Genomic DNA, 24,861 nt, shown 5'->3' on the forward strand with positions numbered 1-24,861 from the left:
GAACCGGCGGCAAGCGAAAGGGAGACAATGAGCGAAGGCACTGCACAAGCGGTATATCCCCCACCAGCGGAGTTCGTCGCGCAAGCAAATGCGGGGCCCGAACTCGAGAAGGCCGCCGAGGCCGACCGCCTGGCCTTCTGGGCCGAGCAGGCGCGCCGCCTCCATTGGGACACCGACTTCACCGACGTCCTCGACTGGTCCGACGCCCCGTTCGCGAAGTGGTTTGTCGGCGGCAAGCTCAACGTGGCCTACAACTGCGTCGACCGCCATGTGGAAGCAGGCAACGGCAGTCGTGTCGCGATCCACTGGGTCGGTGAACCGGGCGACTCCCGCGACGTCACCTACGACCAGTTGCTCGCCGAGGTCTCGCAAGCTGCCAACTACTTCACCGAGATCGGACTGGTCTCCGGTGATCGTGTCGCCATCTACATGCCGATGGTTCCCGAAGCGATCGTCACGATGCTGGCCTGCGCCCGCCTTGGACTGACCCACTCTGTGGTCTTCGCCGGATTCTCTGCCGGTGCACTGCGCTCGCGGGTCGACGATGCCGAAGCGAAACTGGTGGTCACCACCGACGGCCAGTACCGACGCGGCAAGCCTGCACCGCTCAAGGCCGCCGTCGACGAAGCTCTCGGCAGCGGTGACGACGCCGCGAAGTCGGTTGAGCATGTGCTCGTGGTGAACCGCACCGACTCCGACATCAACTGGACCGACGGTCGCGATCAGTGGTGGCACGAGACGGTCGCCAAGGCCGATACCTCGCACACCCCGGAAGCTCACGACGCCGAACATCCCCTGTTCCTGCTCTACACCTCGGGAACCACCGGTAAGCCCAAGGGCATCGTCCACACCTCGGGCGGCTATCTGACCCAGGTCAGCTATACCTTTCACAACGTCTTCGACCACAAGCCCGGCCAGGACGTGTTCTGGTGCGGCGCCGACATCGGCTGGGTCACCGGACACAGCTACCTCGTCTACGGCCCGTTGTCGAACGGTGCCACCGAGGTCGTCTACGAGGGAACTCCCAACTCCCCCAACGAACATCGCCATTTCGAGATCATCGAGAAGTACAAGGTCAGCACCTACTACATCGCGCCGACTCTGATCCGGACCTTCATGAAGTGGGGCCGCGAGATTCCCGACGCCCACGACCTGAGCTCGCTGCGGCTGCTCGGCAGCGTCGGCGAACCCATCAACCCCGAGGCCTGGCGCTGGTACCACGAGGTCATCGGCGGCGAGCGCTGCCCGATCGTCGACACCTGGTGGCAGACCGAAACCGGGGCCATCATGATCTCGCCACTTCCCGGGATCACCGCCACCAAACCCGGTTCCGCGATGGCCCCGCTGCCTGGGATCAGCGCGAACATCGTTGACGAAGAAGGTAAATCAGTGGGCGCCGGCGAACAGGGATTCCTGGTCCTCGACAAGCCGTGGCCGGCGATGCTCCGTGGAATCTGGCGCGACGACGAGCGTTTCCGGGACACCTACTGGTCGCGGTTCGCGGACCAGGGCTGGTATTTCGCCGGTGACGGTGCCCGTTACGACGACGATCACGATCTCTGGGTCCTGGGTCGCATCGACGATGTCATGAACATCTCGGGACACCGAATCTCCACGGCCGAAGTCGAATCCGCGCTTGTCGGCCACCACAGCATCGCCGAGGCCGCGGTGATCGGCGCCGCCGACGCGACCACAGGTCAGGGCATTGTCGCGTTTGTCATCCTGCGTCAGGGCCAGGAAGACACCGGCGATCAGCTCGTCAAAGAGCTCAAAGATCAGGTCGCCAAAGACATTTCGCCCATCGCCAAGCCGCGCGAGATCCATGTTGTGCCCGAACTCCCGAAGACGAGGTCCGGCAAGATCATGCGCCGTCTGTTGAAGGACGTCGCCGAGGGCCGGGAACTCGGTGACACCTCAACACTGGTGGACCCGACGGTCTTCGACAACATCCGCCGCGGCAACAACAGCTGAGCGCACCAGTTGTGTCAGGCCCGGGCGACCTCAGGTGTCGTCCGGGCCCACCGCAGCGATTCACGCAGGTCATGGCGGCGACGAGTCCGTCGGATTTTCCGCATCTGCGCACTATCCGCTGCGTCGCGCCGTGCCATCGCAGCACGCACTTCACGCGCCCGATAGTCCAGGCCGTCGCCGCCACCGAACGGCCACGTCGAGATCACCACAACACCCACACACACCAGGATCCAGAACATCGTCGCTCTCCTTGGTTTCTGTCGGCATCAGGTGGGACACCGATCGGGTACCAAGAACGCTAATCAGAACAAATCCGCAGGTCAGCCACCTCGGGGACGATCTTTCACTCCTACCACCGCAGGTCCGGAGAATCCTCCCCAGGACGGAGGTTTTAACGGACCTCACCCGATAAGATCAACGAGATGCGGTGGTTGACTGCACGGTATGCGCGCACCTTCGCGCTGATGGGGTACCAGTACCCCTGGTACTACATGCTGATCACCGACGTCGCGATACTGGCCGCCGTGAGCGCCGCGACCGCACAACGGATCGCTGATCATCCGCACGGTTGGGAATGGTTGTACCTCTCGCTTGCGGTGTTCTTCGCAACAGCTCCGCACATCGCCTGCCTGTTCCTCAAGAAGCGGATCGTGTTCACCCCGTTACTCGTTGTGGGAACGGTCATCTCGGTGGCCTTCTTCTGGATGATCCCGGTGTACGCCGATGCCGCGCCACTGCTGCTGGTTCTGGGTGTCACCACCGGCGGGGCGATCAGCACGTGGAAACAGTCGGTCGTCAACATGATCCTGAGCGCCGGTGCCCTGGCGATCGGAATCGCGACCGGAGCGGTTGAGCAGGGATGGTTGATCGCCGCGATGCTGTGTTTCGGTGTCGCAGTGGGCCATCTGATGCAGGCACAGTTGGCGTTGTTGTTGCGGGAGCGTCAGGCCAGGGCCGCGCGACTGCAGCTCGACCGCGTCACCCTCGCCAGCGAAGTACACGATGTGATCGCACACTCCCTCAGCATCGTTCTGCTCAACGTCACCGGCGCCCGGCGGGCGCTGCAGGAGGACAACGACACCACCGAGGCCGTCGCCGCCCTCCTCGATGCCGAACAACAGGGCCGCGCGGCGATGGCCGACATCCGCCAGACCATCGAATTGCTCCGCGCCGACGCCGAACCCGACTCCCCGACACCGGGTCTGAGCGATCTGCACGAACTCGTCTCGACGTTCCGGCGGGCCGGACAGGACATTCGGTTCGACTACGACGATCCCGGTGCGCCCGCCACGAGTGCAACCGAACTCGCGACGTTCCGCATCGTCCAGGAATCCCTGACCAACGCATCGAAACACGCTCCCGGCGCCACCGTTGATCTGAAAGTGCGGCCCGATGCGGCCGGAAGTCTGCACATCACCGTGCGCAACAAGGTCACGCCCGACAACCGTCGCCGACCGGGTGGGTCCGGCCTCAGCGGGATGCGTTCACGAATCGAGCATCTGGGCGGCCGGTTCCATGCGGCGCCGACCGACGACGCCTGGGAGGTCAACGCGGTGTTGCCGTTTGCCACCGACCACCGGACCGGCAATGACCTGCGCGGCACGGCGGTACCCGGTGTCCACTGAGATGCCGCGGATCCGCGTACTGCTGGTCGACGATCAGGACCTGGTCCGATCCGGACTGCGTCGAATCCTGCGCCGCAAAGACGGTTTCGACGTGATCGGCGAATGCTCCGACGGCGACGAGGTGGTCGACGCCGTGGCAGACCACCGGCCCGATGTGGTCGTGATGGATCTGCGGATGAAGCGGGTCAGTGGGATGGCCGCAACCCGGAGGCTGGCGTCGACAGTCGATCCTCCACCGGTCTTGGTACTCACCACGTTCCGGGACGAAGAGTTGTTGTCGGACGCGCTGCGGGCCGGTGCGGCCGGGTTCGTGTTGAAGGATTCACCCGCCGAAGAGCTGATCCGGGCCGTGCGCATCGTCGCCGAAGGTGAGGCAGTCCTCGATCCGGCGATCACCGCGCGGGTACTCGACACCTATCGGGCTGCGCCGGGCCCGACTGCCGCCGGCGCCTCACTCGATCGCCTGACCTCACGCGAATCGGCGGTCCTGGGCCTGATCGGACGCGGGTTGTCGAACGACGAGATCGCCGCAGAACTGGTGATCTCGGTGGTCACCGTCAAGAGCCATGTCGGCAACGTCTTCCACAAGCTCGGTGTGCGCGATCGGGCTGCAGCGGTGGTCTACGCGTTCGACCACGGAGTGGTCAGTCCCCGCGCCCGCTGAGCACTCCTTCGCAGCGCTACAGCCTCGCGAAGTGTTTGACCGTGTCGGTCTCGATGGTTGCGAAGGTCTTCGCGGAGATCGGCGTCGCGAACTTGGTGGTCTTGGCCATCACCCCCGTGAGTTCGATGGCGAACGACCACGTGAATCGACAGCCGATCGGTGCGGGCTCGACCTCGGTGAGTTCACCGAACGCCTTGAGGCTCGGGACGTTGGCCTGCTCGACGTAGAAGGCGTTGCGGTATCGCCCCGCCTCTGGGTCCTCGTCCCAACAGAAGAATTTCTCCGACAACTTCACGTAGCCGGGGGCCAATTCGGCCGACCGCGTGGTGCCGACGCCGTAAGGTGGCGGCGAGGTGAAGGTGATCGATTTGATGATCCGGCACCAGTCGAGGGTGTTCTGCCTTGTCAGTTCGGCCCACGCCGTGGCGGGGCTGACCGGCAGGTTGACCGAGAACCGGTGGGTGAGCGGGGCGGTCTCGAAGAAGTCGAGACCAAACGGTTCGAGCGGGTACGCGGGCATGATTGCCTTTCGTGAGGCGTTCGTTCCCGGCGGGCGGTGAGGCGATTACAGGATTCGACCAATCGCGCGAGAACGGTCCGATGAGCCTGCGATCAATCCTGGCATGGCAACATAAGAGGCTACAAACCCCGGCGACAAGAAAGCCAAGCGTCCGGGTGGTCTCGGATACTTGTCCGAGGATGGAGGAGTAGCAGTGACTCTGGACGACCGCACCTCGGGAGATGTTCCGAACGTCTCATCGATCCCGTTGTCCGACCCCAATTTGCGCCCCGGTGGTGACCCGAGTGTTGGCGCGCTGGTGAAAGAAGCCACCGCACATCTGTCGACACTGTTCCGCGCTGAAGTGGCGTTGGCCAAGGCCGAACTGACCGGGGAGGCCAAGAAGGCTGCCATCGGCACGGGCCTGATCGTCGTGGCCCTCACTGTCGCGCTCTACGCCAGCCTGTTCTTCTTCTGGTTCCTCGGAGAGCTGCTCTCGGAATGGCTGCCGCGGTGGGCCGCATTCGGCATCGTCTTCCTGATCCTTCTCGTGTTGGCGATCATCACCGGACTTGTCGGGTACATCGTGTTCAAACGGATGACCGGGCCCAAGAAGACCATCGCGTCCGTCCAGCACCTCTCGGACGTGTTGCCTGCAGGCCCTGGTAGCCACGACGCACAGGTTCGCCCCGGCACCGACCTGCGCAAGCCCAGCCAGCCCGCCAAGGGCTGACATTTGCCTGCCCCGGATCCGTCGACCGTCCGGTTCACGGGATGGCACCACAGCGATGTCCGCGCCAACGGCGTCCGACTACATGCGGTTGAGGCCGCGACCCCGCGGAACGATCGTCCGCTGGTCCTGTTCATGCACGGTTTCGGTGAGTTCTGGTGGAGTTGGCGCCACCAGCTCACAGCGCTCACCGAGGCCGGCTACCGGGCGGTCGCCGTCGACCTGCGTGGCTACGGCGACAGCGACAAACCTCCCCGCGGCTACGACGGCTGGACACTGGCCGGTGACACCGACGGCCTGATCCGGGCCTTGGGTCATACCGACGCGACCCTCGTGGGTCACGCCGACGGTGGCCTGGTCTGCTGGGCCACCGCCGTCCTGCATCCCCGTTCGGTCAAGTCGATGGTGGTGCTCTCCTCTCCGCACCCGCAGGCCCTCAAGACGGCCACGCTGCGCGAACCGAGCCAGCGCAAGGCATTCCTCGGCGGGTTCCTGAAGTCCCAGATCCCCCGGACGGCGGAGCGCACACTCACCGAGGATGACGGCGTGATGGCCGAGATACTCCTGCGCAGACATTCCGGTCCCGCCTGGATCGACACCGAGGACTTCACCGACACCGCGCATCGGAACCGTTCCGCGATCCAGATACCGGGCGTGGCCCATTGCAGTCTGGAATACCAGCGCTGGGCCTTCCGGTCGCAGTTCCGGCCCGACGGGAACCGCTTCCTGGAGCTCATGGACAAACGGCTGCACATCCCGGTTCTCGCGATCCGGGGTGAACTCGACAACTACATCCAGCGATCGACGCTCACCGCGAGCGCGCACTGGTCGTCGAAGCTGGAACTGACCGAGGTCGCCGATGCCGGTCATTACGCACATCAAGAGCAGCCCGACGAGGTCAATCGCCAGTTGATCGAGTTCCTGCAGAACTGACCTGTCCCCCACCGATCACCCGGCCGCGCCTTCAGGACGAGTGGACACAGGACTGGGTGTCGACCGGCGCGCTCAGGCGTTCGGATTCGGCCAGACCCGGTTGAACCTGAGCCGCGGTCAGCACAAACCCCGTCTCGGTGGACGGATCCTCGGCAGCACCGAACACCACACCGAGCACCTCCCCATCTGAATTGATCAGCGGCCCGCCGGAATTGCCCTGTCGAATCGAGCCCCGCACGGTGTAGACCTCGCGGGTGACCGCTGTGTCGGGATAGATGCCCGGGCCCCGCAACTGGATGACCTCACGGATCCGTTCGGCGCTGGCGTTGAACGGCCCGCCTTCGGGAAAGCCGAGCGCAATCGCATCGGTACCCGTTTTCGCGAGCTCGTCCGCGAATCGCATCGCCCGGGCCGGTAGGCCGGGGACATCGAGAACCGCGATGTCGGTGAGCGGATCGAAGTAGACAACGGTCGCGTCGAAGGTGTCGTCGGAGGCCGACACCTGCAGCAGGTTGGTGCCTGCCACCACGTGCGCGTTGGTCATCACCCGTTCGGGCGAGACCACGAAGCCACTGCCCTCCAGAGCCTGCCGACAGCTCTGCGCGATGCCTTCGATCTTGACGACACTGCCCCGGACCTGTTCGACGATGGGCTGATCGAGGAGCGTTTCGTCGGGTGGGTCGACGCTGGTGATCGGGGTCCGGCCGAACGGCCCGATGGCCTCTTTGAGCCCCGAGTTGTCGAACATGTCCCAGAATTCGCGCGGGGCCCGCTGGAGCCACGCCGGCGCGATCTGGTTGATCTCCTCGATCACCTTGGAATCTCGGACCGCCGCAGCGATCTGCGGTTGCGCCGATGTGCTGATCGGTGTGGCCAGGATCCAGGCGGCCAACAGGACCGCGACCGCTTGCAGCAGCGAACCGATCACCGAATCCACCCGTCGCAATGACAGGGTCCGGATACCGCTCCGAGCCGCCCGGCCCAGCACCATGCCCGAGATCTCGCCGACGATCACCAACGCGACCAGCAGTAGAACGCCGGCGATCAGCCGCCAACGCTGGTCTTCGATGTTGCGGATCAGATGCGGCGCCAGCAGTACACCGGCTGCCGCGCCGAGCAGGACCCCGATGAACGCCAGCGCCGACGACATCGCGCCCTGGCGATATCCCGACGCGGCGGCGAGCAGTGCGATGCCGATGACGATCACGTCGACCCATGCGGATCCGCTCATCACTGACCCACCTTGGCGAGCTCCTCATCGAGGTCACGGATATCCGACTTGTCCCAGGGAATCTCCCAGCCGGCGGCCTCGATGACCGCGGCCAGCAGCCCGCCGGTGAAGCCCCACACGAGCATGCCTTCGACGCAGAAAGCCGGTGCCCGGTAGGCGCGGGTGCCTGCGATCATCCGTTCGACCTGAATCCTGTTGTGCGGATCGATCAGGTCGCGCAGCGAAACCCGGAGCACCCGAGAGGTCTCACCGACGTCGACGACACCGACGTCGGACAGTTCGGTCCAGTAGGCCAGCACGGGCGACACCTCGAAGCCGGAAGGCGGAACCGGGAACATGTCCAGGACCGCCAGTTGGCTGACACCGGAGGGATCGAGCCCGGTCTCCTCCTCCGCCTCACGCATTGCGGTGCCCACCGGGAAGTCGTCGCCCGGATCGCGGGCGCCACCGGGGAAGGCGATCTGCCCGCCGTGGTTACGCAGGGTGCTGGCGCGCTGGGTCAGGAGCACCGTGGCATCGGCGGGGACACCACCGTGATGGGTCGGATCGCCGTCCCAGTCGCCACCGATCAGAATCAGCACGGCAGCGGGCCGAGTGATCGGCATCTGCGAACGCATGAGCCGGGCGGTCATCCCTCCGCGCTCCTCGACCGATTGCGTGACGCCGGCAAGATTCGCGGTGAGCGCGCGCATCCATGGGGGCACCGACGCCGTCGGCACCAAGATCTCGGTCACGCGGCGACACCCAGGTATTTGTCGACGGCCGCCGACACCTCGTCGACGGTGTCGAAGACCGTCGGCAGCACCGCGGCGACCGTACCGTCGGCCCGAACCAGAACGGTCGCCGGATAGACGCGCGGAATGCCAAGGGCAGCAGCGATCTTCGCATCCGGATCGACAACGGTCGGCAGGTTCACACCGATTTCGGCCAGCAGATTGAGTGATAGGAAGACGTTCTCCGCCCCTTCTTTGCCCTGCACGGTCAGCACCCGGATCTTGTCGCCTGCCTGCTCGGCATAGTCGGCGATCACCGGGAGTTCGGCCCGGCACGGACCACACCAGTGAGCCCAGACATTGACCAGCATCGGGGTACCGGCCGTCGCAACCCCGAGATCGACGGTCGAGCCGTCGGCCAGGCAAGGCACCAGAACACCCTTGAGTGCGGAGTTCTCCGGCGCCGGACCGGGCGCGGCCGGGCAAGGCTGCAATCCGGCCTTTTCCCTGGCCTTCACCATGTCCTCGTCAGAGACTGCCGCCTGCAGTCCGGGGAGCTTTCCGGTTCCATCCGTCGACACCGCGGACGGCGCAGGCGAGGGATCGGGAGAGGACCGCGGCCAGATGGCAACGATCAGCGCGATCACGACAATCAGGACAGCCAGTGTCCAGCGGGCCGAGGTCGACAACGCAAAACGCGACCGCTCAGTGGGCCGGGCCTGGCCCGGTTCAGGTGAATCCGACATCGACTAGAGACCTGCCAGTGCAAGTAGATGGTCGGTCTCGGGCCCCTTCACCAAAGCGGCGGCCTCGGATTTCTCCGTGGGTCCCAGACCGTAGGACGGGCAGTCGGCGGCAAGCACGCAGACGCCGCAGGCGGGCTTGCGCGAATGGCAGACCCGTCGACCGTGAAAGATCACGCGGTGCGACATGTCGGTCCAGTTCTTGCGCTCGATGAGCTCACCGACAGCGTGCTCGATCTTGACCGGGTCGGTCTCCGCGGTCCATTTCCAGCGCTGCACCAACCGTCCGAAGTGGGTGTCCACTGTGATTCCGGGTACACCGAAGGCGTTGCCGAGTACGACGTTGGCGGTCTTGCGGCCGAACCCGGGCAGCGACACCAGATCACGCAGATTCGACGGCACCTCACCGTCGAATCGCTCCACGAGTGCCTGGCCCAGGCCGATGATCGAGTTCGCCTTGTTCCGGTAGAAACCGGTCGATCTGATCATCTCTTCGAGTTCGGTCCGATCGGCGCCTGCGTAGTCCTCGGCGCTGCGGTAGCGCTTGAAGAGTGCAGGCGTTGTCAGGTTCACCCGCACGTCAGTGCACTGCGCCGACAGGATGGTGGCGACCGACAGCTCCAGCGGATTGGTGAAGTCCAGTTCGCAATAGACGTGCGGAAACGCGACCTGCAGGGTGCGATCCATCCGTCGCGCACGCCGCACCAGACCTGTGTGGGTCTCGGTCCCGCGCTGCGCCGCGGTCTTGGCGCGTTTGACCCCTGCCTTCGAACTCACCAACTCAGAGTACGGGGCGCCCGTCAGAGTGCGCTCTCGACCGGTCGAGCTCCGCCTCCGGAAACGCACCCAACAACCGTTCCTATGGCGATTGTTTCACTTCTGAGACCTGGGTTGTGTTAACTACACCCCATGCACGGACTCGCAGTACTTCTCTTCCCAGCCGCACTCATGCTCTTCGCTCTGTCGATGGAGCGGCTCGAGAGCCGGCTCGAACGTCTCACCGTCCGCGGTGAACACGTCGAGGAATTCTTGGAGTCGGCAAAACCCGAACAGCTCGACACGCTGGCCACGCACGGTTTTCCCGCCGCGCTCGACGAGTTCCGCGATCGCCGGATGCCGGCGAACTCCGAATCGGACGATTCGATTCGTGTCAGTTAGCGATTGTGGACCCTCTCGCGACAGGCCATCGGCGTTAGTGGGGGTAACGGCCAGCTTTTCTTCCGGTTACCCGTAGACTGCATAACGGGTGACGAACACAACAGCATGATTTGTGTGAGCATTCTCAGGTTTGAACGTGGTCTGGCTGGACCCTTAGAAAGGGGCGTAAGTGGAGGAAGTACTGGCGCGGGCGGGCATTTTTCAAGGTGTGGAGCCCACCGCCGTCGCAGCACTGGCCAATCAGCTCCAGCCTGTTGATTTTCCCCGTGGACATGTCATCTTCAACGAAGGTGAGCCCGGAGACCGGCTGTACATCATCTTGTCCGGCAAGGTGAAGGTCGGCCGCAAGTCGGTCGACGGCCGTGAAAATCTGCTGACGATCATGGGGCCGTCCGACATGTTCGGCGAGCTGTCCATCTTCGATCCGGGTCCGCGTACCTCCTCGGCCACCACCGTGACCGAGGTCCGTGCGGTCTCGATGGACCGTGACGCTCTGCGCTCATGGATCGCTGACCGGCCGGAGATCGCGGAGCAGCTGCTCCGGGTGTTGGCCCGCCGTCTGCGACGCACCAACAACAACCTCGCCGACCTCATCTTCACCGACGTTCCCGGACGCGTGGCCAAGCAGCTCCTGCAGCTGGCCCAGCGCTTCGGAACGCAGGAAGCCGGGGCTCTGCGTGTGACCCACGACCTCACCCAGGAAGAGATCGCCCAGCTGGTGGGCGCCTCCCGCGAAACCGTGAACAAGGCCCTGGCCGACTTCGCGCAGCGCGGCTGGCTCCGTCTCGAGGGCAAGAGTGTCCTGATCGCCGACTCCGAGCGCCTGGCACGTCGCGCTCGCTGATTTCCTTTTCCTCAACCGCCAGTTCCGGCGCCCCATGTGGCGCGTTGGAACTGGCGGTTTTGGTTTGACCGAGGAACCTAGCTGGCTGACCTCACGCTGGTGAGTGCGTACTCGGTGAGGGTGATCAACGCTGTGCGTACCGACTGTGCCCGCCGGGCGTCGACTTCGAGGATGGGCACGGAACCCGAGATCGCCAACGCTTCTCGAATGTCGTCGATCGCGAAACGTGGTGCGTCGTCGAACTGGTTGATCGCAACGACAAACGGCAGACCGCAGGCTTCGAAGTAGTCGATTGCCGCGAACGAATCGTCGAGGCGCCTGGTGTCGATGAGCACGATGGCACCGATCGCCCCGCGCACGAGGTCGTCCCACATGAACCAGAAGCGACGCTGACCCGGGGTGCCGAAGAGGTAGAGGACGAGATCGTCCGACAGCGTGATGCGGCCGAAGTCCATGGCGACCGTCGTCGTCGATTTCGTTCCCGCCGTGTCGAGTTCGTCAACGCCTTCGGACTGGTCGGTGATCATCGCCTCGGTGCGAAGGGGCACGATTTCCGAAATCGTGCCGACCAACGTGGTTTTGCCCACGCCGAAACCGCCCGCCACCACAATCTTTGTCGATGCGGCTCGGCCTCTCGTATCAGAGTGCCTGTAGTCCACGAAGTGTCCTTCCGATGAGTTCGCGGCGCTCCGCCGCAGTCGCGTCGTCGCTGAGGGTCTCCGAAAGGCGCAGGCTTCCGGTTTCGACGAGATCCCCGACCAGCACACGCGCAACGCCGAGGGGCAGGTTCAGACGTGCCGATATCTCGGCCACGGACGGTCCGTTCCTGCACAGCGCAATGATTTTCGTGCGGACGTCGCTGGCAGGCCAGAAGTTCGGGATGGTGTCCGGGGTGGTGTGCACCGGAGCTTCGAGCGGGAGGTAGATGTCGGTGTTGGTACGCCCCGCCGTGAGCGTGTACGGCCTCACCAGATTGGGCGACGGCGCATCGATCTCAGAGAAATCGTCCTGCGGCGGATCGGGTGGGGGCATGAGTGCGTCACCGCTCTCGCATTCGGGCCGACGGTTCCACCATGTTGCCGACGCGCGAGACGAGCACGGCCATCTCGTACCCGACCTGGCCGATGTCGCACGACGCGGCGGTCAGTGTCGCCAGGTGCGATCCGTCACCGACGCTCATCAGTAGGAGGTAGCCGTTCTCCATCTCGACGACCGACTGCAACACCGGGCCGCCGTCGAACAATCGCGCCGCACCTGAGGACAAGCTCGCCAGACCAGATGTCACGGCCGCCAGCTGCTCGGCCCGTTCCTGAGGCAGGTCTTCGCTTGTTGCCATGAGCAGGCCATCGGCCGAGACCAGGACGGCGTGTACGACACCGACTATGTCTCTCGCGAAGTTCGACACGAGCCAGTCGAGCGACCGGTCCGGTGTTGGGGCCACGGAGTAATTCATTCGTTCTCATCCGTTCTGTGTCGGTGGGAGGCGTCTTCGGAACGGCCGGCGCGGACGCCGTCGAAATGGTTCGTGAACTTTCGCCGCACGTCCTCCGGATTCCTCGTCGGTCCGCTCGCCGGATCGGGGCGGTGCGGGAGGGGGGACGTCCGCGACGGGTTGACACCTCCTGGGATCAGGCGGGCGCCGGGCGTACGGGCGGGCAGACCGCTTTCCGTCCGTGTCGTGATCGGAGACTCGGCTGCGCTCGCCGCCGCTGCCCATCCGGCGTCGGCAGCGGTGAACCAGGAACCGCTCGGGCGCTGAGCCTCTGCGGGATCGAGCAACCACTCCGAGACCATGCGTTCATAGATGGACACCGGTGGGCCGCCCTCAGGCAACACAGTCTCAGGAGACATGGCCTCCTGTGCCGACGGCGGAGGTTCGGCCCAGTCCATCGATTCAAAGGCGGGGGTCTGGTCCTTCGGCGGCGGACGATTGTGGCCGTTGGTCGTCGGACCGTTCCCGGTGGCGTCAGCCGCCGCTCTGTCGGCGCGAGCCGCGGGCCGGGCACTGAAGAACGCAGAGGTATCGGAGGGCGAACCGTTCACGTTCCAGTCAACAGTCGACGAGACGGAGTCGGTGGGAGGGAAGACCGGCGCCGGAGCTTTGTCGACTCCGCTCGCTCCGGGCCGACGTCGTGGCAGCCTGGCCGCGGTGAGCTCGGTGTACGCGGTCGAGGAACCGGACTTCGCTGCGGGTGCTGCTGGTGAGGCGACCGCTGTAGGTGCACCTGCGCTCTGGGCACCCCTGTCTGAACCAGCCCCGTCGAACAGACGGTTCGCCGCCGTCCGAGACGATGCTGCCGAGTCCCGCCGGGCCGGCCGCCCGTTCCGACTATGCGACGGGAAGGAGGTGACGACCAGGTTCACGGGGATGTGCACGCTGGCGGTGACTCCAGACGTACTCCCCTGCGCCTGCGTCATACGAAGGCGAACCGTCACGTTGTGGCGTTGCGCAAGGCTCCCCACCACGTACAGGCCCATCCGGCGCGCCGTCTCGGGTGTCACCTCGCCGCCGACGGACAACCGGACATTCGTCTCGTCGATCTCCGATGCGGACATCCCGAGGCCACGGTCGGCGACCTCCATGAGGATTCCGCCATCGACGGCACGCGCGGCCGCGACGGAGACAAGGGTGTCGGGAGGCGAGTACCGCAGCGCGTTGTCGATCAACTCGGCGAGGAGATGCACGATGTCGGACGCCGCCGTGGCCACCACCATCGCGTCGGGTACCTCTTGCATCGACACGCGGCGATAGTCCTCGACCTCGGACACAGCGGCACTCAGGACGGTGTCCACAGCCACCGGTTGGTCGTTCTGGTTCCGGCGCGGCGCGGTGCCGGCGAGCACCATCAGGTTGGCCCCGTTACGCCGCATCCTCGTCGCGAGGTGATCGAGGCGGAACAGGCTCTCCAGCCTGCGCGGGTCGTCCTCATCGCGCTCGAGTTCCTCGATGAGGGCGAGCTGATGGTCCACGAGCGATTGACTCCGCCGCGAAAGCGTCTCGAACATGTTGCCGACCTGGAGTCGCAGTCGTGCTTGCTCGCCGGCGAGTGCCAGGGCTTCTTCGTGGATGTCGTCAACAGCTCGGGCCAGCTGACCGATCTCCTCTTTGGTGTGCACCGGGATGGGGACGACCTTGGGCGGATCGCCACCCATGCGGATCTCTTCGATCTCGTCGGGAAGAGCGCGGTGCGCAACATCGAGCGCGCCTTGTCGTAGTCGCCGAATCGGTCGGATCAGCGACCGCGCCACCAAAAGGGCGACCAGAGACGCGATCAACACAGCGGCAAGGACGATCGCCGACTCAATCCACGCGGCCCTGCGCCGATCGTCCGCCTGCGCGGTCAGCGAATCGATCGACTCTGCGAGAAGACGCTCGGTGATGGTGCTGTACACCTGCCCCGACCTCTCCGCCGATGCAGCCGCTTCGGCCAGGCCGGCGTTCGATCCGGTGGCGTAGATGGCGAGGCGGCTGTCGAGTTGAGAACGAAGCTCCTGGACTTCCGGGGAGTCGTCACCGAGCAGCACGGCCAACGCCGCGAGATAAGCGCTCTCGCGGCCCGCGGCTTGGTTGGCCAGGCCGAGCGTGGCCTTGTTCGGCTCGGACAGCAGGATCTGCTGGGTTTGCGCCGCCCGGTTACCGGAGAGCGCATCGATGATGCCGTTGCCGAGCGTTCTCAAATCCGTTTTGTCGTCGGCCAACCCGTTGGTGAGATTGGTCACAGAGGCGAGCCAGAGTTCCGTAGCCGCCGCTGTCATGCCCTCTGCGACGGCGATACGATCTGCGACCGGTACCGGCCCGGACTGTAGGCGTTTTCGCAGCTCACTCGCAGCTGCCAAGGCAGCCTGGAACTCGCCGGCGACGTTGGCCTGCAGCGGCGAATCTTTCAGTCGGTCACCGACGGCGAGTGACGACAGCACTTTGCCGAGCTGATCCTCCTGCCCCGGATCACCGGTGGTGGCGAGGTCACCCACCAGGTTGTCGATGACGAACAGCATCGAGGACGCACTCGACTTCTCGACATTCGCCGACAGGTCCGATGCGTCGGCAACCACGGACTGGATACGCAACGCACCAAAAAAGATGGCCAGCGCAAGCGGGAGCGCAACAACGGCCGCGACCTTGACGCTGACCGGCCAGCCGGAGAGGGACCAGATACGCGGCACACCTCTACGCTTCGATGACTCAGTTCCGATTTCGACCACGACTCGAATCCCACTTCGATTCGCCCGGGTGGGCTGGAGGCAAGGGCAACGGATGTTCCCCGGCAAAGACGCCTTGGCTTGATGTGACGCATAACGAAAGCTTGGGCATCTTCTGTGGGAGCAACTTATACCAACGCGTTGCGTGACGATAGTTTTGAGATTGCCCTGACTCGCTTAGGAATAAACGATCAGACGCTTGAGCTGCTCTGAATGCGATCATTTTGATCGTCGCGATCAGAGGCCAATATCGCCACGATCAAAGATTAATGACGAAGCCAAACCCGTTGTCGGACGGTACTTTTCAACGCTAACGAATTGTTCCCAATCTCGCCGATAAGATCCACGCCATTAAATCTAATCCTCTGCGAGATAGGCGAGTTGCGTCTTGACCGACATCTTGGCGGCAGGCCAGAGTTTCTTGTCGACGTCGGCATATACCTTTTTCACGACCTTGCCGGGCTTGGCATCTTTTGCACTCACCCCGAGTTCGGCCAGCGCTGCCCGCACCTGATCGATCCGCTGCTCGCGGTGCGCCTTGTAATAGCGGGCCACCGGGATCAGCTCGGCATGATCGGGGCCGTGGCCCGGCAGCATCACACATTCGTCGCCCTCGACGATGAGCCGATTGAGTGAGTTCATGTAGTCGCGCAATGATCCGTCCGACGGATCGAGAACCGTGGTGCCCCCGCCGAGGATGGTGTCGCCGGTCAACATGGCTCGCTGTCCCTCGTGCTCGACGAGGAAGCTGACCGAATCCCCGGTGTGACCGGGTGTGTAGAGCACCGTGATCTTCAATCCCGCCGCCTCGATGACCTCGCGGTCGGCCAGGGTCGAGGCGCCGCGGGTGTATTCGGCGCTGCGGGCCCTGATCGGGGCACCGGTCTGCGCGCGGAAGTACTTGATCGCACCGGTGTGGTCGTAGTGCCGGTGGGTGATCAGCCCGAGCACCACGTTTCCTTGCGCAGCAATGGCTTTCACGTGCTTTTTCTTGCCTTTGGGGCCGGGGTCGACCACAACACAATCCGGATGTCCGGGTGCCCGCAAGATCCAGGAGTTCGTGCCATCCAGAGTCATCATCCCGGGGTTGCGACACAGCAACACCGACGCGAAGTCGGTGACCGGGCGAACTTCACGGTATGCAGGATGCTGCAATTCACTCATGCGACTCAGGCTAACGTCCCCGGCATGACCCAGCTCACCCGCGATCGCGATACAGCGTGACGCGGTAGGTGTAGTGCTCGGGCAGGAAGTGACTGACCGACAGTTCACTGACCACCCCGTTGCTGTCGGTGTACAGCCGATCGATCCGTAGAACAGGCTGACCCGCTTCGCAATCGAGATGTGCGGCGTCGAGGTCATCGGCCTGCCCGACCGTTATGGATTGCGCCGCCTCGGCGATGGGCGCGGCAAGATGCCGTTCCAGGAGCCCGATCACCGTGTAGGTACTGACTGCGCCCTGCGCCATTTCCGGGGCATCGATGACCAGTCGGGCGACGTCCTCGGGCAAATGGACCGTTGTCAGCACGAATGGGATCCCTTCGTGGACCCGCCGGAACACCACGGTGTAGACGACGTCGCTGTCCAGCCGCAGCCGACTGGCGGCCTCCACATCGATCCGCCTGCGAAGCTGATCGACCACCTCCATCGTGGTGTCGTGCGACAGGTTCATCAGGTCCTCGATCGAACCCTGCTGCCGCACGTACCGCCCACCGGATTCATTGACGAATGTTCCGCGGCCCGGCACCCGATAGACGATGCCGGCTGCCACCAGGTCCACGAATGCGCGGCGCACGGTCTGCCTGCTGACCTCATAGAGCTCCGACAGTTCGGATTCCGTCGGCAGGCGCACCCCGTTGTCGTACCGGCCGGCGGCGATGTCCTGCCGCAGCTGGTTGGCCAACAATTGGTAGGCGGGCGCCGCCTCGCTCCTTTTCCCAGGCATGATCGCCACGATGCTACGCGGGCAGGCCTATAGCCCGCCGCGGGACACCAATTGTCCGGCAATGACATTGCGCTGGATCTCGTTGGTGCCCTCCCCGACGATCATCAGCGGGGCGTCCCGGAAGTAGCGTTCGACGTCGTATTCGGTGGAGTATCCGTAGCCACCGTGGATCCGGACCGCATTGAGGGCGATCTCCATCGCGACTTCGGAGGCGAAGAGCTTGGCCATACCGGCTTCCATGTCGCAACGCTCCCCCGAGTCGAACTTCTCGGCGGCAAAACGGGTGAGTTGCCGGGCGGCGGTCAGCTTGGTTGCCATGTCGGCCAGGTAGTTTCCGATCGACTGGTGCTTCCAGATCGGCTTGCCGAAACTCTCCCGCTGCTGGGCATAGGCCAACGCGTCTTCGAGTGCCGCCGCCGCGACACCGAGCGCCCGCGAGGCAACCTGGATGCGCCCGGTCTCGAGGCCCTTCATCATCTGGGGGAACCCCTTGCCCGGTGTACCACCGAGGATCGCCGATTGCCCGATGCGGTAGTTGTCGAAGGAGAGCTCGCATGACTCGACGCCCTTGTAGCCCAGCTTGGGTAGGTCACGTGAGATCGTCAGTCCGGGGCCATGTTCCACCAGAACAATGGAGATACCGGCGTGGCGTGGCGTGGCGGCCGGATCCGTCTTGCAGAGCAGTGCGATCACGCCGGATCGCCGCGCGTTGCTGATCCAGGTCTTGGCGCCGTTGATGACCAGGTCGTCGCCATCGGTCTTGGCCACGGTCGTCAGCGCCTGCAAGTCCGAACCACCAGCCGGTTCGGTCAGTGCCATCGTGGCCCGCATCTCACCGGTCGCCATCACCGGGAGGTACTTCTGCTTTTGTTCGTCGGTCCCGAACATGGTGATCAGTTTGGCGACAACGGTGTGTCCGCCCATGGCGCCTGCCAGGCTCATCCAGCCGCGGGAGAGTTCTTCGGTGACCGCCACATAGCAGGGCATCGACACGGGCGAGCCGCCGTATTCTTCATCGACCGCAAGCCCGTAGATACCGATCTGTTTCATCTGATCGATCCACTTGTCGGGATACTCGTTGGCTTTCTCGACCTCACGTACGGAGGGCTTCACCTCGCGGTCGACGAAATCGCGCACCGTCTGCACCAGCATCGATTCTTCGTCGTTCAAGTTGTAGCTCATGACACCCTCCGCGACAGTGAAACTTTGTACGGCCATATTCGGTGCAAAGCAGCTCCTTGTCAACCACACATTGCCCGGCTCGACCACACACTGCTTGACACCGCCGAACGTCGACGACCATGATTTGGCCGTACATACGCTATGCACCAGTCACCGAAAGGATGCGATGAGCCGCCGACGATCTGTGCTCGTGGCCCCGGGTTCTGACCGCCGCAAGTTGACCAAGGCACTGCAGGCCGGAGCCGACGAGGTAGTCCTTGATCTCGAGGACGCCGTCACACCCACGAACAAGGGTGACGCCCGCGCCCTGGTGGTCGAGGCCATCAACACGATCACACCGGCGTCCGGTACCACCATCGCCGTGCGCATCAACAGCATCGATTCACCATGGGCGGCCGACGACCTCGCGGCGCTGGCGCAGGCCGGACCCCAACTCTCCAGCGTGGTGGTCCCCAAGGTTCAGGGCGCCGCCGATCTCGAGACAGCCGCCGCCGGCCTCGCCGGCCATGGCGCAACCTTGCAAGCGCTCATCGAAACCCCCATCGGCCTGACATTTCTCGACGACATCTGTAGTGCCGTCGACGAATTGGACGGCCTGATCATCGGATACGCCGACCTCGGGGCCGAACTCGGTCGAGAACCGGGCCTGCCGCCGCACCGGTGGGCAGCCATTCAGGACCGGGTCCTGATCGCCGCGCGGACCGCTGGTATCGCCGCGATCGACGGACCACATCTCGGTACCGGCGACGACGACGATTTCCGGTTTGCGACGCGCTGGGTACGCGAACTGGGGTTCGACGGCAAATGGGTGATCCATCCACGCCAAATCGATTACGTGACCAACGAATTCACTCCATCGGCCAATGTTGTCGAACACGCACAACGCGTTCTGGCCGCACTCGAGGAAGCCGCTCTGCGCGGCGCCGGGGCCGCTCAACTCGACGGGCAGATGCTCGACGAGGCGGTTGCATTGTCTGCACGACGCACATTGGCCAAGGTAGAGGAGAGCATTGATGTCTGACCCGATCGCCGTCGGTGGACCATACTTCGACGAACTCGTGATCGGACAGGTCTTCGACTCCGCCCCGTCGATGACCCTGACCGAAGGTGCTGCCGCAGTGCACCAGTCGATACTCGGCGACAGGTTGCGCCTCTCACTCAACGCACACCTGTCACAGGCTGTCACCGGGAGGCCGACGCCACTGGCCCATCCCGGACTGGTCTGCGATGTGGCGATCGGCCAGTCGACGCTGGCGACACATCATGTGAAGGCCAACCTCTTCTACCGCGGTCTCCGCTTCCACCGCTTTCCCCACATCGGCGACACGCTCTACACCCGCACCGAAGTTGTTGGATTACGCGCGAACTCGGTCAAACCCGGACGGCGGCCCACCGGACTTGCGGCCTTGCGGATGGAGACCACCGACGCCGACGGGAACAAGATCCTCGATTTCTACCGGTGCGCGATGATCCCGCTGTCCGACTCTCCGGCCTCAGGCCGTCCCGAGGCGGCCGACGATCTCTCCGCGATCGGCCCCGCCGACGAACCTGCCTTTCAGATCCCCGCCGGCTGGGATCTGTCGGTATTGCCGAAGTCCCAGTCGATTCCGGCACCCGGTACGGTCTACGTATCCAGTGCCGATGTGGTGTCGAGTGCCCCTGAGCTGGCGCGACTCTCACTCAATATCGCGGCCACCCATCATGATGCGCGGATCGGTGGCGAGCGCCTGGTGTATGGCGGTCACACCATCGGCATCGCACTGTCTCAGGCCAATCGCGCGCTGCCCAATTTGGTGACGGTATTGGGCTGGCAGTCCTGCGACCATGTCGGTCCGGTACACGAGGGCGACACCATCGCCAGCCGACTCGAGGTGGAGTCGGCTGAATCGCTCGATGCCGGTGGAACCCTGTTAAAACTGCGGTCATTGGCCGATGTTGTTGCCGCCGACGGCACTACAACACCCGTGCTCGATTGGAAGTTCACCGCCCTGACGACTTAACCATCCAGTACCCCCGCGATCACCTCGCGCCCGAAGATCTCGATGGTCTCCGGGTCGGCGAGGTCGTGCAGCCGGACGATGCACAGTTCCACCCCGCGATCGATCTCGGCCTTGAACATGTCGACCAGTTCGCCGGGTGTACCGACAAGGGCTTTGCCCCAACCGGATTCAGGCAGCCGGCGAGCGGTTCTCTCGATCACCTTGGCGCGCAGCGACTCGTCGGTTACAACACCCACGGCGTACTGCACCGACAGGCGTGCACCACCGCTCAACGGACGCAGTTCGTCGAGCTGATCACGCGCGCCACCAACGCAGTTCCACCAGTCTGCGTATTCGGCGACCAGCGGCATCGTCAGTTGTTTGCCTGCTCCGCCGATGTGGATGGGGATCGAACTCTGGACCGGCGTCGGCCTACCGTAGGCACCGGACAGCGCAAAGTGCTTGCCCTGGTAGTCGAACGGCTCTCCGGAGAACATCAGGCGGAGGATCTCGACCGTCTCCCCCAACTGCTGCGCACGTTCCCTCCGTGACCCGTGTTCGATGCCGAACATCTCGAACTCGGCTTCGATCGATCCCCAGCCCAAGCCCAGATCGAGCCTGCCTGCAGAGATCCGGTCGACTGTGGCCGCCATCTTCGCCAGAACCGCCGGGTGCCGAAGTGGGTTGCACACCACCAGATGTCCGAGCCGGATGTCCGAGGTCGCCCCGGCGATCGCCGACAGCAATGTCCAACTCTCCAGCGCATCGAGGGACGGTGCGCCGGGCGCAAAGAGGTGGTCCATCACCCAGAACGAATCAAATCCGGCCTGCTCGGCGCCCCGCGCGGCGGCGATCACGGCATCGGCCTCCATCCCCAACTGGGGAACGAAGATCCCGAACTGCGGCAGATCTGTCATCTCTTCACTCCTCATCGGCCTATCAACCGTCCACCGATCACCGTGGCGGCCACAAGTTCTGCGTCGAGCTCGGCGAATACCACCTCTGGCGGTTCGGAGAGCAGGCACAGATCGGCCACCGAACCGGCGGTCAGCTCACGTGGCGTTCCCGGATCGCCGGGCTCGCCCAGGAACAGTTCTACGGCAGACCTGGCCGAAATACGCTCCGAGATGGACAGTTCCGATCCGCTCACCGTTGTGCGATCGCGCGCCGCGCGCATCGCCGCCCAGGGATCAAGATCCCCGAACGGGGCGTCCGTGCTGCCTGCCACCGGTATTCCAGCGCATTGCAGACTTCGCAGCCTCCAGAGTTCTTCGTGCTCGGCGGTCGGCACATCCTGTAGGTACTCGTCGCCGCGTTCGGCCACGAAGCCCGGTTGCGTCACCACGGTGATGCCGAGTTCCGCAAGGTCATCGATCATCGCCTCGGGCACCACTGCAGCGTGTTCGATGCGGTCGCCGGCGTGCACTCCGGCGGACCGCAGCGCGGTGGTGGCCACCACCAACTGCACGGTGGTGACGCAGTGCAAGGCCACCGTAGCGCCCCGGAGATGCACCGCCGCAATCCATTCGGCGAGGGCATCGAGGTCGAGGGTGGTGTCGTCGAGAATACGTTTGACGGGCCCGAACGACAGGTACGGATGGTCGCGTCCCGAATCGGCAGACATCACCAGGACCCGCTGACGGATCTGACCGCCGCCGACGGCGGCGTCGAGCGAATCCAGGTCGGACGCGGTCAGATCCGGGGTCGCCTCCGTGACGGCGGTGACGCCGTACGCACTCAAACGGCGGCTGAGCGGACCGAAATCAGTGGGATTGCCGGTGGTTGTCGCAGCCACCTGGGCGTCCTGCCGAAAGAGCTGTCCGGTGGGATGATCGCCCTGCCCGAGAGCAGCCAGACCGGCCGAGTTCACGAACCACATCGCACCGCTACGATGCTGAATCCGCAAGGGCACGTGCGGAACCAGCGTGTCGAGAGTATGCCGGTCGAGCTCTCCGGCGACGCTGTGGTGGTAGCCGACCGCACGGATCCACCCATCCGGTTGCGGGGTTGCCGTGATCAGCGCGGCCCTGAACTCCTGGGGGGTCCGGACCTGCGGGGGACCGACCCTTGTCGACTCGGCCGCGGCCGCGGTGGCCCGAAGATGGATGTGGTGGTCGCAGAGGCCTGGGATCAGGGTGCCTCCTCGTCCATCGAGAACTGTTTCTCGTTGTACCGCAACCAGTTCGGAACCGACCTCACCGATGCGGTCACCCACCGTGCGCACCGCGAGGGGCTCCCCGGTGAGTCGTCGCGCATTGACGATCAGCATGCCGCCCGACTCTCGATCAGACCTGCCACCCACTGCGCGTCCACCGCCGCGCCGGTGGCCTCCGCGATGACGGGCACCCGGGCGACAGTGTCGGCGTGATCGTTGCGACTCGGGATCGTCTGCACTGCAGCGTATTTTGCCGCAACCCCCGACATCACCAGGTCGATGATCTCCCCTCCGCCGCGACCGAGCGATGCGACCACCGCGCCTGCGGCTTCGAGCCCCGTCAACGGGTCGGCAATTGCGTCGCCACAGAACACCGGACCGGCACTCCCCTGTCCGACAAGTCCACCGGCGACCGCCGCGTCGTCACCGAACGCCACCCGGTTGCGCATGTCAGGGGCCGTGCCGTATCCGGTGATCCGAACCCAGACCCGACCCGCGCGGGGTGCACGTGTCGCGGCGTCCAGCCCCGCGGACTCCAGCGCCCGTGGTCGCGATGCCTCGATCACCACGTCGGCGACGTCGAGCAGATTCGCCAATTCGATGTTCCGGCTGGTGATCTCGGCTGGAAAGAGATGCTTCCCACCGTTCATCCACCGGAAGAAGTCGGGGTTCCCGGCGCGAGCGCCGTCCGGCCGGCCGGGACTCTCCACCTTGATCACCGTGGCTCCCAGGCGCCCGAGAAGTTGTCCACACAGCGGTCCGGCCCACATCGCGGACAGGTCGACCACCAGCAACTCGCTGTCGACTGCCCGCGGCTGCGACCGGTCCCAACCTCGCGTGATCACCGACGGTGGTGCGGTCGCCGATCCCAGCACCGATGCGGGGATCTCGAGCATCTGTGCGCGCTCGACGAGTTCGTCCGCCACCCAGGCCCGGGCCGCGACTTCCAGCGTCGACCACACGTCCTCGATGGGTTCATCGGTACTGAGCAATGCGCCCAGCGATTCGATGTCAGTGCTGCGGGCCAGGGAGAACGCCGCCCAGGTGTCGCTGCACCGGATCAACCGGGTGGCACCGCCCACCGATATCCGCCCCTGTCGCCGGGTCCCCATCAGCGCGGATCGGCCTGCGAGGAGATCGTCGACCGAGACATCAAAGGGCGCTGCGGCCTCGTCGGCCAGCGCCAGGATGCCGGCCCGGCTGAAATCAGGTGGGCCGCCGGGGTCACCGGTCAGATGAGCCATCCCGCTACTGGCCCAGCGCCTCGCCGGATCGGTCACCGATGCTCCTTCTGGTCCCCCGCATTTCGCACCAGCCTATTACCCAGCTCACACCCGCCTGTCATAGGCGGTAGGGGGGTCGATTCCATCGTCACGACGATGAGTTCGCCGGGATCTCGATGCCACAAGGCTTCAAGACAAGGGTGCCCAGGTCTCACTCATCAACACCGCCAACGGTTTCGGCGGGAAATGTCGTCTGGACCAGACGAATCCGCGCGCCCACGTGATTCGGAGTGAGCGCGCGGACCGGTGAAGGTTTGGAATAGTGTTACAGCTGGATCGATACCGCTGTGGTCAGACCTCGACGATGAGTTCGACCTCGACCGGTGCACCGAGTGGCAGTTCGGTTACACCGACTGCTGATCGGGCGTGGGCTCCGGCTTCACCGAAGATCTCACCGAGCAGGTGCGAGGCGCCGTTGATGACGACGGGCTGTCCGGTGAACCCGGGTGCCGAGGCCACGAATCCGACGACCTTGACGATCCGCTTGATCGAGTCGATACCCACCAGCGCGTCGATGGCGGCCAGCGCGTTCAGCGCGCAGACCCGTGCGGCCTCTGCGGCGGCGTCGGGCCGGACCACACCTTCGGCGCCCTCGGACACCTTGCCGTGCGCTGTGAGCTCTCCCCCGAGCATCGGCAGCTGACCCGAGGTGTATACGAGGTTGCCGGTCTGGACGGCAGGCACGTATGCGGCAAGGGGCGCCACCACTTTGGGGAGCACGATGTTCAGTTCAGTCAGTCGCTCCGACCAGGTCATGTGCAGATCAGCCTTTCGCGCGCTTGAGGTAGGCGACGTGCTGTTCGCCGGTGGGTCCGGGCAGGACGCTGACCAGCTCCCAACCGTCGGCACCCCACTGGTCGAGAATCTGTTTGGTGGCATGGGTCAGAAGCGGAACGGTCACGTATTCCCAGGCAGTTGGCTCACTCATGTGCCCAGCCTAACGGCTGCATACGCGCAAGCCAGGGGCAGCCGCGGTCAACTGTCGGAACCACAGTCGGGGCGAGCG

At 64.6% G+C, this 24,861-nt stretch carries 27 protein-coding genes; 9 read left to right on the top strand and 18 right to left on the bottom strand.

The features are described 5' to 3' along the window. The first annotated feature begins 27 nt into the window (after positions 1-27). Entirely contained in the window at positions 28-1,971 is a 1,944-nt protein-coding gene (acs, locus tag AC1D75_RS00105; protein WP_495513316.1) for an acetate--CoA ligase, read from the top strand. Positions 1,972-1,985: 14 nt separating this feature from the next. Here acs and AC1D75_RS00110 read toward each other — a convergent pair whose 3' ends face one another. Beyond that, a complete protein-coding gene (locus AC1D75_RS00110) occupies positions 1,986-2,210 on the bottom strand; it encodes a hypothetical protein (protein WP_495513317.1) in 225 nt (74 codons plus the stop codon). 183 nt (positions 2,211-2,393) lie between these two features. On the opposite strand from AC1D75_RS00110, the gene AC1D75_RS00115 reads away from it, so the two are divergent. Continuing rightward, positions 2,394-3,596 (top strand): sensor histidine kinase, encoded by a 1,203-nt coding sequence (locus AC1D75_RS00115; RefSeq protein WP_495513318.1) that lies wholly within the window; start codon positions 2,394-2,396, stop codon positions 3,594-3,596. A 1-nt stretch (position 3,597) separates the two neighbouring features. Continuing rightward, positions 3,598-4,260, top strand: a complete 663-nt coding sequence (locus AC1D75_RS00120; RefSeq protein ID WP_495515926.1) for a response regulator transcription factor — start codon at positions 3,598-3,600, stop codon at positions 4,258-4,260. Between the two features lie 16 nt (positions 4,261-4,276). Here AC1D75_RS00120 and AC1D75_RS00125 read toward each other — a convergent pair whose 3' ends face one another. Further along, positions 4,277-4,780 (bottom strand): SRPBCC family protein, encoded by a 504-nt coding sequence (locus AC1D75_RS00125; protein WP_495513319.1) that lies wholly within the window; start codon positions 4,778-4,780, stop codon positions 4,277-4,279. 193 nt (positions 4,781-4,973) lie between these two features. Here AC1D75_RS00125 and AC1D75_RS00130 point away from each other — a divergent pair, with 193 nt between their 5' ends. Both AC1D75_RS00130 and AC1D75_RS00135 read left to right on the top strand, forming a co-directional pair. Then, the gene (locus AC1D75_RS00130) at positions 4,974-5,492 is read left to right on the top strand and encodes a phage holin family protein (RefSeq protein WP_495513320.1); all 519 of its coding nucleotides are present in this window, start codon (positions 4,974-4,976) and stop codon (positions 5,490-5,492) included. 3 nt (positions 5,493-5,495) lie between these two features. Continuing rightward, positions 5,496-6,422: an alpha/beta fold hydrolase gene (locus AC1D75_RS00135; RefSeq protein WP_495513321.1), complete on the top strand. Its 927-nt coding sequence runs from the start codon at positions 5,496-5,498 to the stop codon at positions 6,420-6,422. A gap of 31 nt (positions 6,423-6,453) precedes the next feature. Here AC1D75_RS00135 and AC1D75_RS00140 read toward each other — a convergent pair whose 3' ends face one another. From AC1D75_RS00140 to nth, 4 genes are read right to left on the bottom strand one after another with little or no spacing between them, the layout of a single operon-like run. Further along, positions 6,454-7,653, bottom strand: coding sequence for a MarP family serine protease (locus AC1D75_RS00140; RefSeq protein ID WP_495513322.1), 1,200 nt, complete (start codon positions 7,651-7,653; stop codon positions 6,454-6,456). Beyond that, positions 7,653-8,387, bottom strand: a complete 735-nt coding sequence (locus tag AC1D75_RS00145) for an NUDIX hydrolase (protein ID WP_495513323.1) — start codon at positions 8,385-8,387, stop codon at positions 7,653-7,655. Before AC1D75_RS00145 ends, AC1D75_RS00140 begins: the two co-directional genes overlap by 1 nt. Then, positions 8,384-9,112: a TlpA family protein disulfide reductase gene (locus AC1D75_RS00150; RefSeq protein WP_495513324.1), complete on the bottom strand. Its 729-nt coding sequence runs from the start codon at positions 9,110-9,112 to the stop codon at positions 8,384-8,386. Before AC1D75_RS00150 ends, AC1D75_RS00145 begins: the two co-directional genes overlap by 4 nt. A gap of 3 nt (positions 9,113-9,115) precedes the next feature. Continuing rightward, complete coding sequence (gene nth / locus AC1D75_RS00155) at positions 9,116-9,796, bottom strand: endonuclease III (protein WP_495515927.1); 681 nt, start codon at positions 9,794-9,796, stop codon at positions 9,116-9,118. Positions 9,797-10,018: 222 nt separating this feature from the next. On the opposite strand from nth, the gene AC1D75_RS00160 reads away from it, so the two are divergent. Together AC1D75_RS00160 and AC1D75_RS00165 are read left to right on the top strand one after the other, a co-directional pair. Further along, positions 10,019-10,267 carry a hypothetical protein gene (locus AC1D75_RS00160; RefSeq protein WP_495513325.1) on the top strand — a complete coding sequence of 83 codons (249 nt, stop codon included), beginning with the start codon at positions 10,019-10,021 and terminating at the stop codon, positions 10,265-10,267. A gap of 169 nt (positions 10,268-10,436) precedes the next feature. Next, positions 10,437-11,111 (top strand): Crp/Fnr family transcriptional regulator, encoded by a 675-nt coding sequence (locus tag AC1D75_RS00165; RefSeq protein WP_482137185.1) that lies wholly within the window; start codon positions 10,437-10,439, stop codon positions 11,109-11,111. A 77-nt stretch (positions 11,112-11,188) separates the two neighbouring features. Here AC1D75_RS00165 and AC1D75_RS00170 read toward each other — a convergent pair whose 3' ends face one another. The 7 genes from AC1D75_RS00170 to AC1D75_RS00200 form a co-directional block, all read right to left on the bottom strand. After that, on the bottom strand, positions 11,189-11,770 hold the full coding sequence (locus AC1D75_RS00170; protein WP_495513326.1) for a GTP-binding protein: 582 nt from the start codon (positions 11,768-11,770) through the stop codon (positions 11,189-11,191). Next, positions 11,751-12,143, bottom strand: a complete 393-nt coding sequence (locus AC1D75_RS00175; RefSeq protein ID WP_495513327.1) for a DUF742 domain-containing protein — start codon at positions 12,141-12,143, stop codon at positions 11,751-11,753. The genes AC1D75_RS00170 and AC1D75_RS00175 overlap by 20 nt, the downstream gene beginning before the upstream one ends. Positions 12,144-12,150: 7 nt before the next feature. Next, positions 12,151-12,564, bottom strand: a complete 414-nt coding sequence (locus AC1D75_RS00180; RefSeq protein WP_495513328.1) for a roadblock/LC7 domain-containing protein — start codon at positions 12,562-12,564, stop codon at positions 12,151-12,153. Continuing rightward, complete coding sequence (locus AC1D75_RS00185; RefSeq protein WP_495513329.1) at positions 12,561-15,275, bottom strand: HAMP domain-containing sensor histidine kinase; 2,715 nt, start codon at positions 15,273-15,275, stop codon at positions 12,561-12,563. Before AC1D75_RS00185 ends, AC1D75_RS00180 begins: the two co-directional genes overlap by 4 nt. Before the next feature lie 393 nt (positions 15,276-15,668). Next, a complete protein-coding gene (locus tag AC1D75_RS00190) occupies positions 15,669-16,475 on the bottom strand; it encodes an MBL fold metallo-hydrolase (protein WP_495513330.1) in 807 nt (268 codons plus the stop codon). Positions 16,476-16,509: 34 nt separating this feature from the next. After that, complete coding sequence (locus AC1D75_RS00195; protein WP_495513331.1) at positions 16,510-17,256, bottom strand: GntR family transcriptional regulator; 747 nt, start codon at positions 17,254-17,256, stop codon at positions 16,510-16,512. A 27-nt stretch (positions 17,257-17,283) separates the two neighbouring features. After that, positions 17,284-18,438, bottom strand: coding sequence for an acyl-CoA dehydrogenase family protein (locus AC1D75_RS00200; RefSeq protein WP_495513332.1), 1,155 nt, complete (start codon positions 18,436-18,438; stop codon positions 17,284-17,286). A gap of 166 nt (positions 18,439-18,604) precedes the next feature. Between AC1D75_RS00200 and AC1D75_RS00205 the strand changes: the two genes are divergently transcribed. Both AC1D75_RS00205 and AC1D75_RS00210 read left to right on the top strand, forming a co-directional pair. After that, entirely contained in the window at positions 18,605-19,459 is an 855-nt protein-coding gene (locus tag AC1D75_RS00205) for an HpcH/HpaI aldolase/citrate lyase family protein (RefSeq protein ID WP_495513333.1), read from the top strand. Beyond that, positions 19,452-20,438 carry a MaoC family dehydratase gene (locus AC1D75_RS00210; RefSeq protein ID WP_495513334.1) on the top strand — a complete coding sequence of 329 codons (987 nt, stop codon included), beginning with the start codon at positions 19,452-19,454 and terminating at the stop codon, positions 20,436-20,438. Before AC1D75_RS00205 ends, AC1D75_RS00210 begins: the two co-directional genes overlap by 8 nt. Here AC1D75_RS00210 and AC1D75_RS00215 read toward each other — a convergent pair. From AC1D75_RS00215 to sp36, 5 genes are all read right to left on the bottom strand, one after another. Beyond that, the gene (locus tag AC1D75_RS00215; RefSeq protein WP_495513335.1) at positions 20,435-21,334 is read right to left on the bottom strand and encodes an LLM class flavin-dependent oxidoreductase; all 900 of its coding nucleotides are present in this window, start codon (positions 21,332-21,334) and stop codon (positions 20,435-20,437) included. The two genes, AC1D75_RS00210 and AC1D75_RS00215, sit on opposite strands and share 4 nt — an antisense overlap. A gap of 11 nt (positions 21,335-21,345) precedes the next feature. Continuing rightward, positions 21,346-22,686, bottom strand: a complete 1,341-nt coding sequence (locus tag AC1D75_RS00220) for an amidohydrolase family protein (RefSeq protein ID WP_495513336.1) — start codon at positions 22,684-22,686, stop codon at positions 21,346-21,348. After that, positions 22,680-23,852, bottom strand: coding sequence for a CoA transferase (locus tag AC1D75_RS00225; RefSeq protein ID WP_495513337.1), 1,173 nt, complete (start codon positions 23,850-23,852; stop codon positions 22,680-22,682). The genes AC1D75_RS00220 and AC1D75_RS00225 overlap by 7 nt, the downstream gene beginning before the upstream one ends. A gap of 294 nt (positions 23,853-24,146) precedes the next feature. After that, positions 24,147-24,611, bottom strand: coding sequence for a RidA family protein (locus AC1D75_RS00230; RefSeq protein WP_495513338.1), 465 nt, complete (start codon positions 24,609-24,611; stop codon positions 24,147-24,149). A gap of 7 nt (positions 24,612-24,618) precedes the next feature. Beyond that, positions 24,619-24,783: a Sp36 family protein gene (sp36, locus tag AC1D75_RS00235; RefSeq protein WP_023956445.1), complete on the bottom strand. Its 165-nt coding sequence runs from the start codon at positions 24,781-24,783 to the stop codon at positions 24,619-24,621. Positions 24,784-24,861: the final 78 nt, after the last annotated feature.

This window comes from Williamsia sp. Y712, from assembly GCF_059445525.1.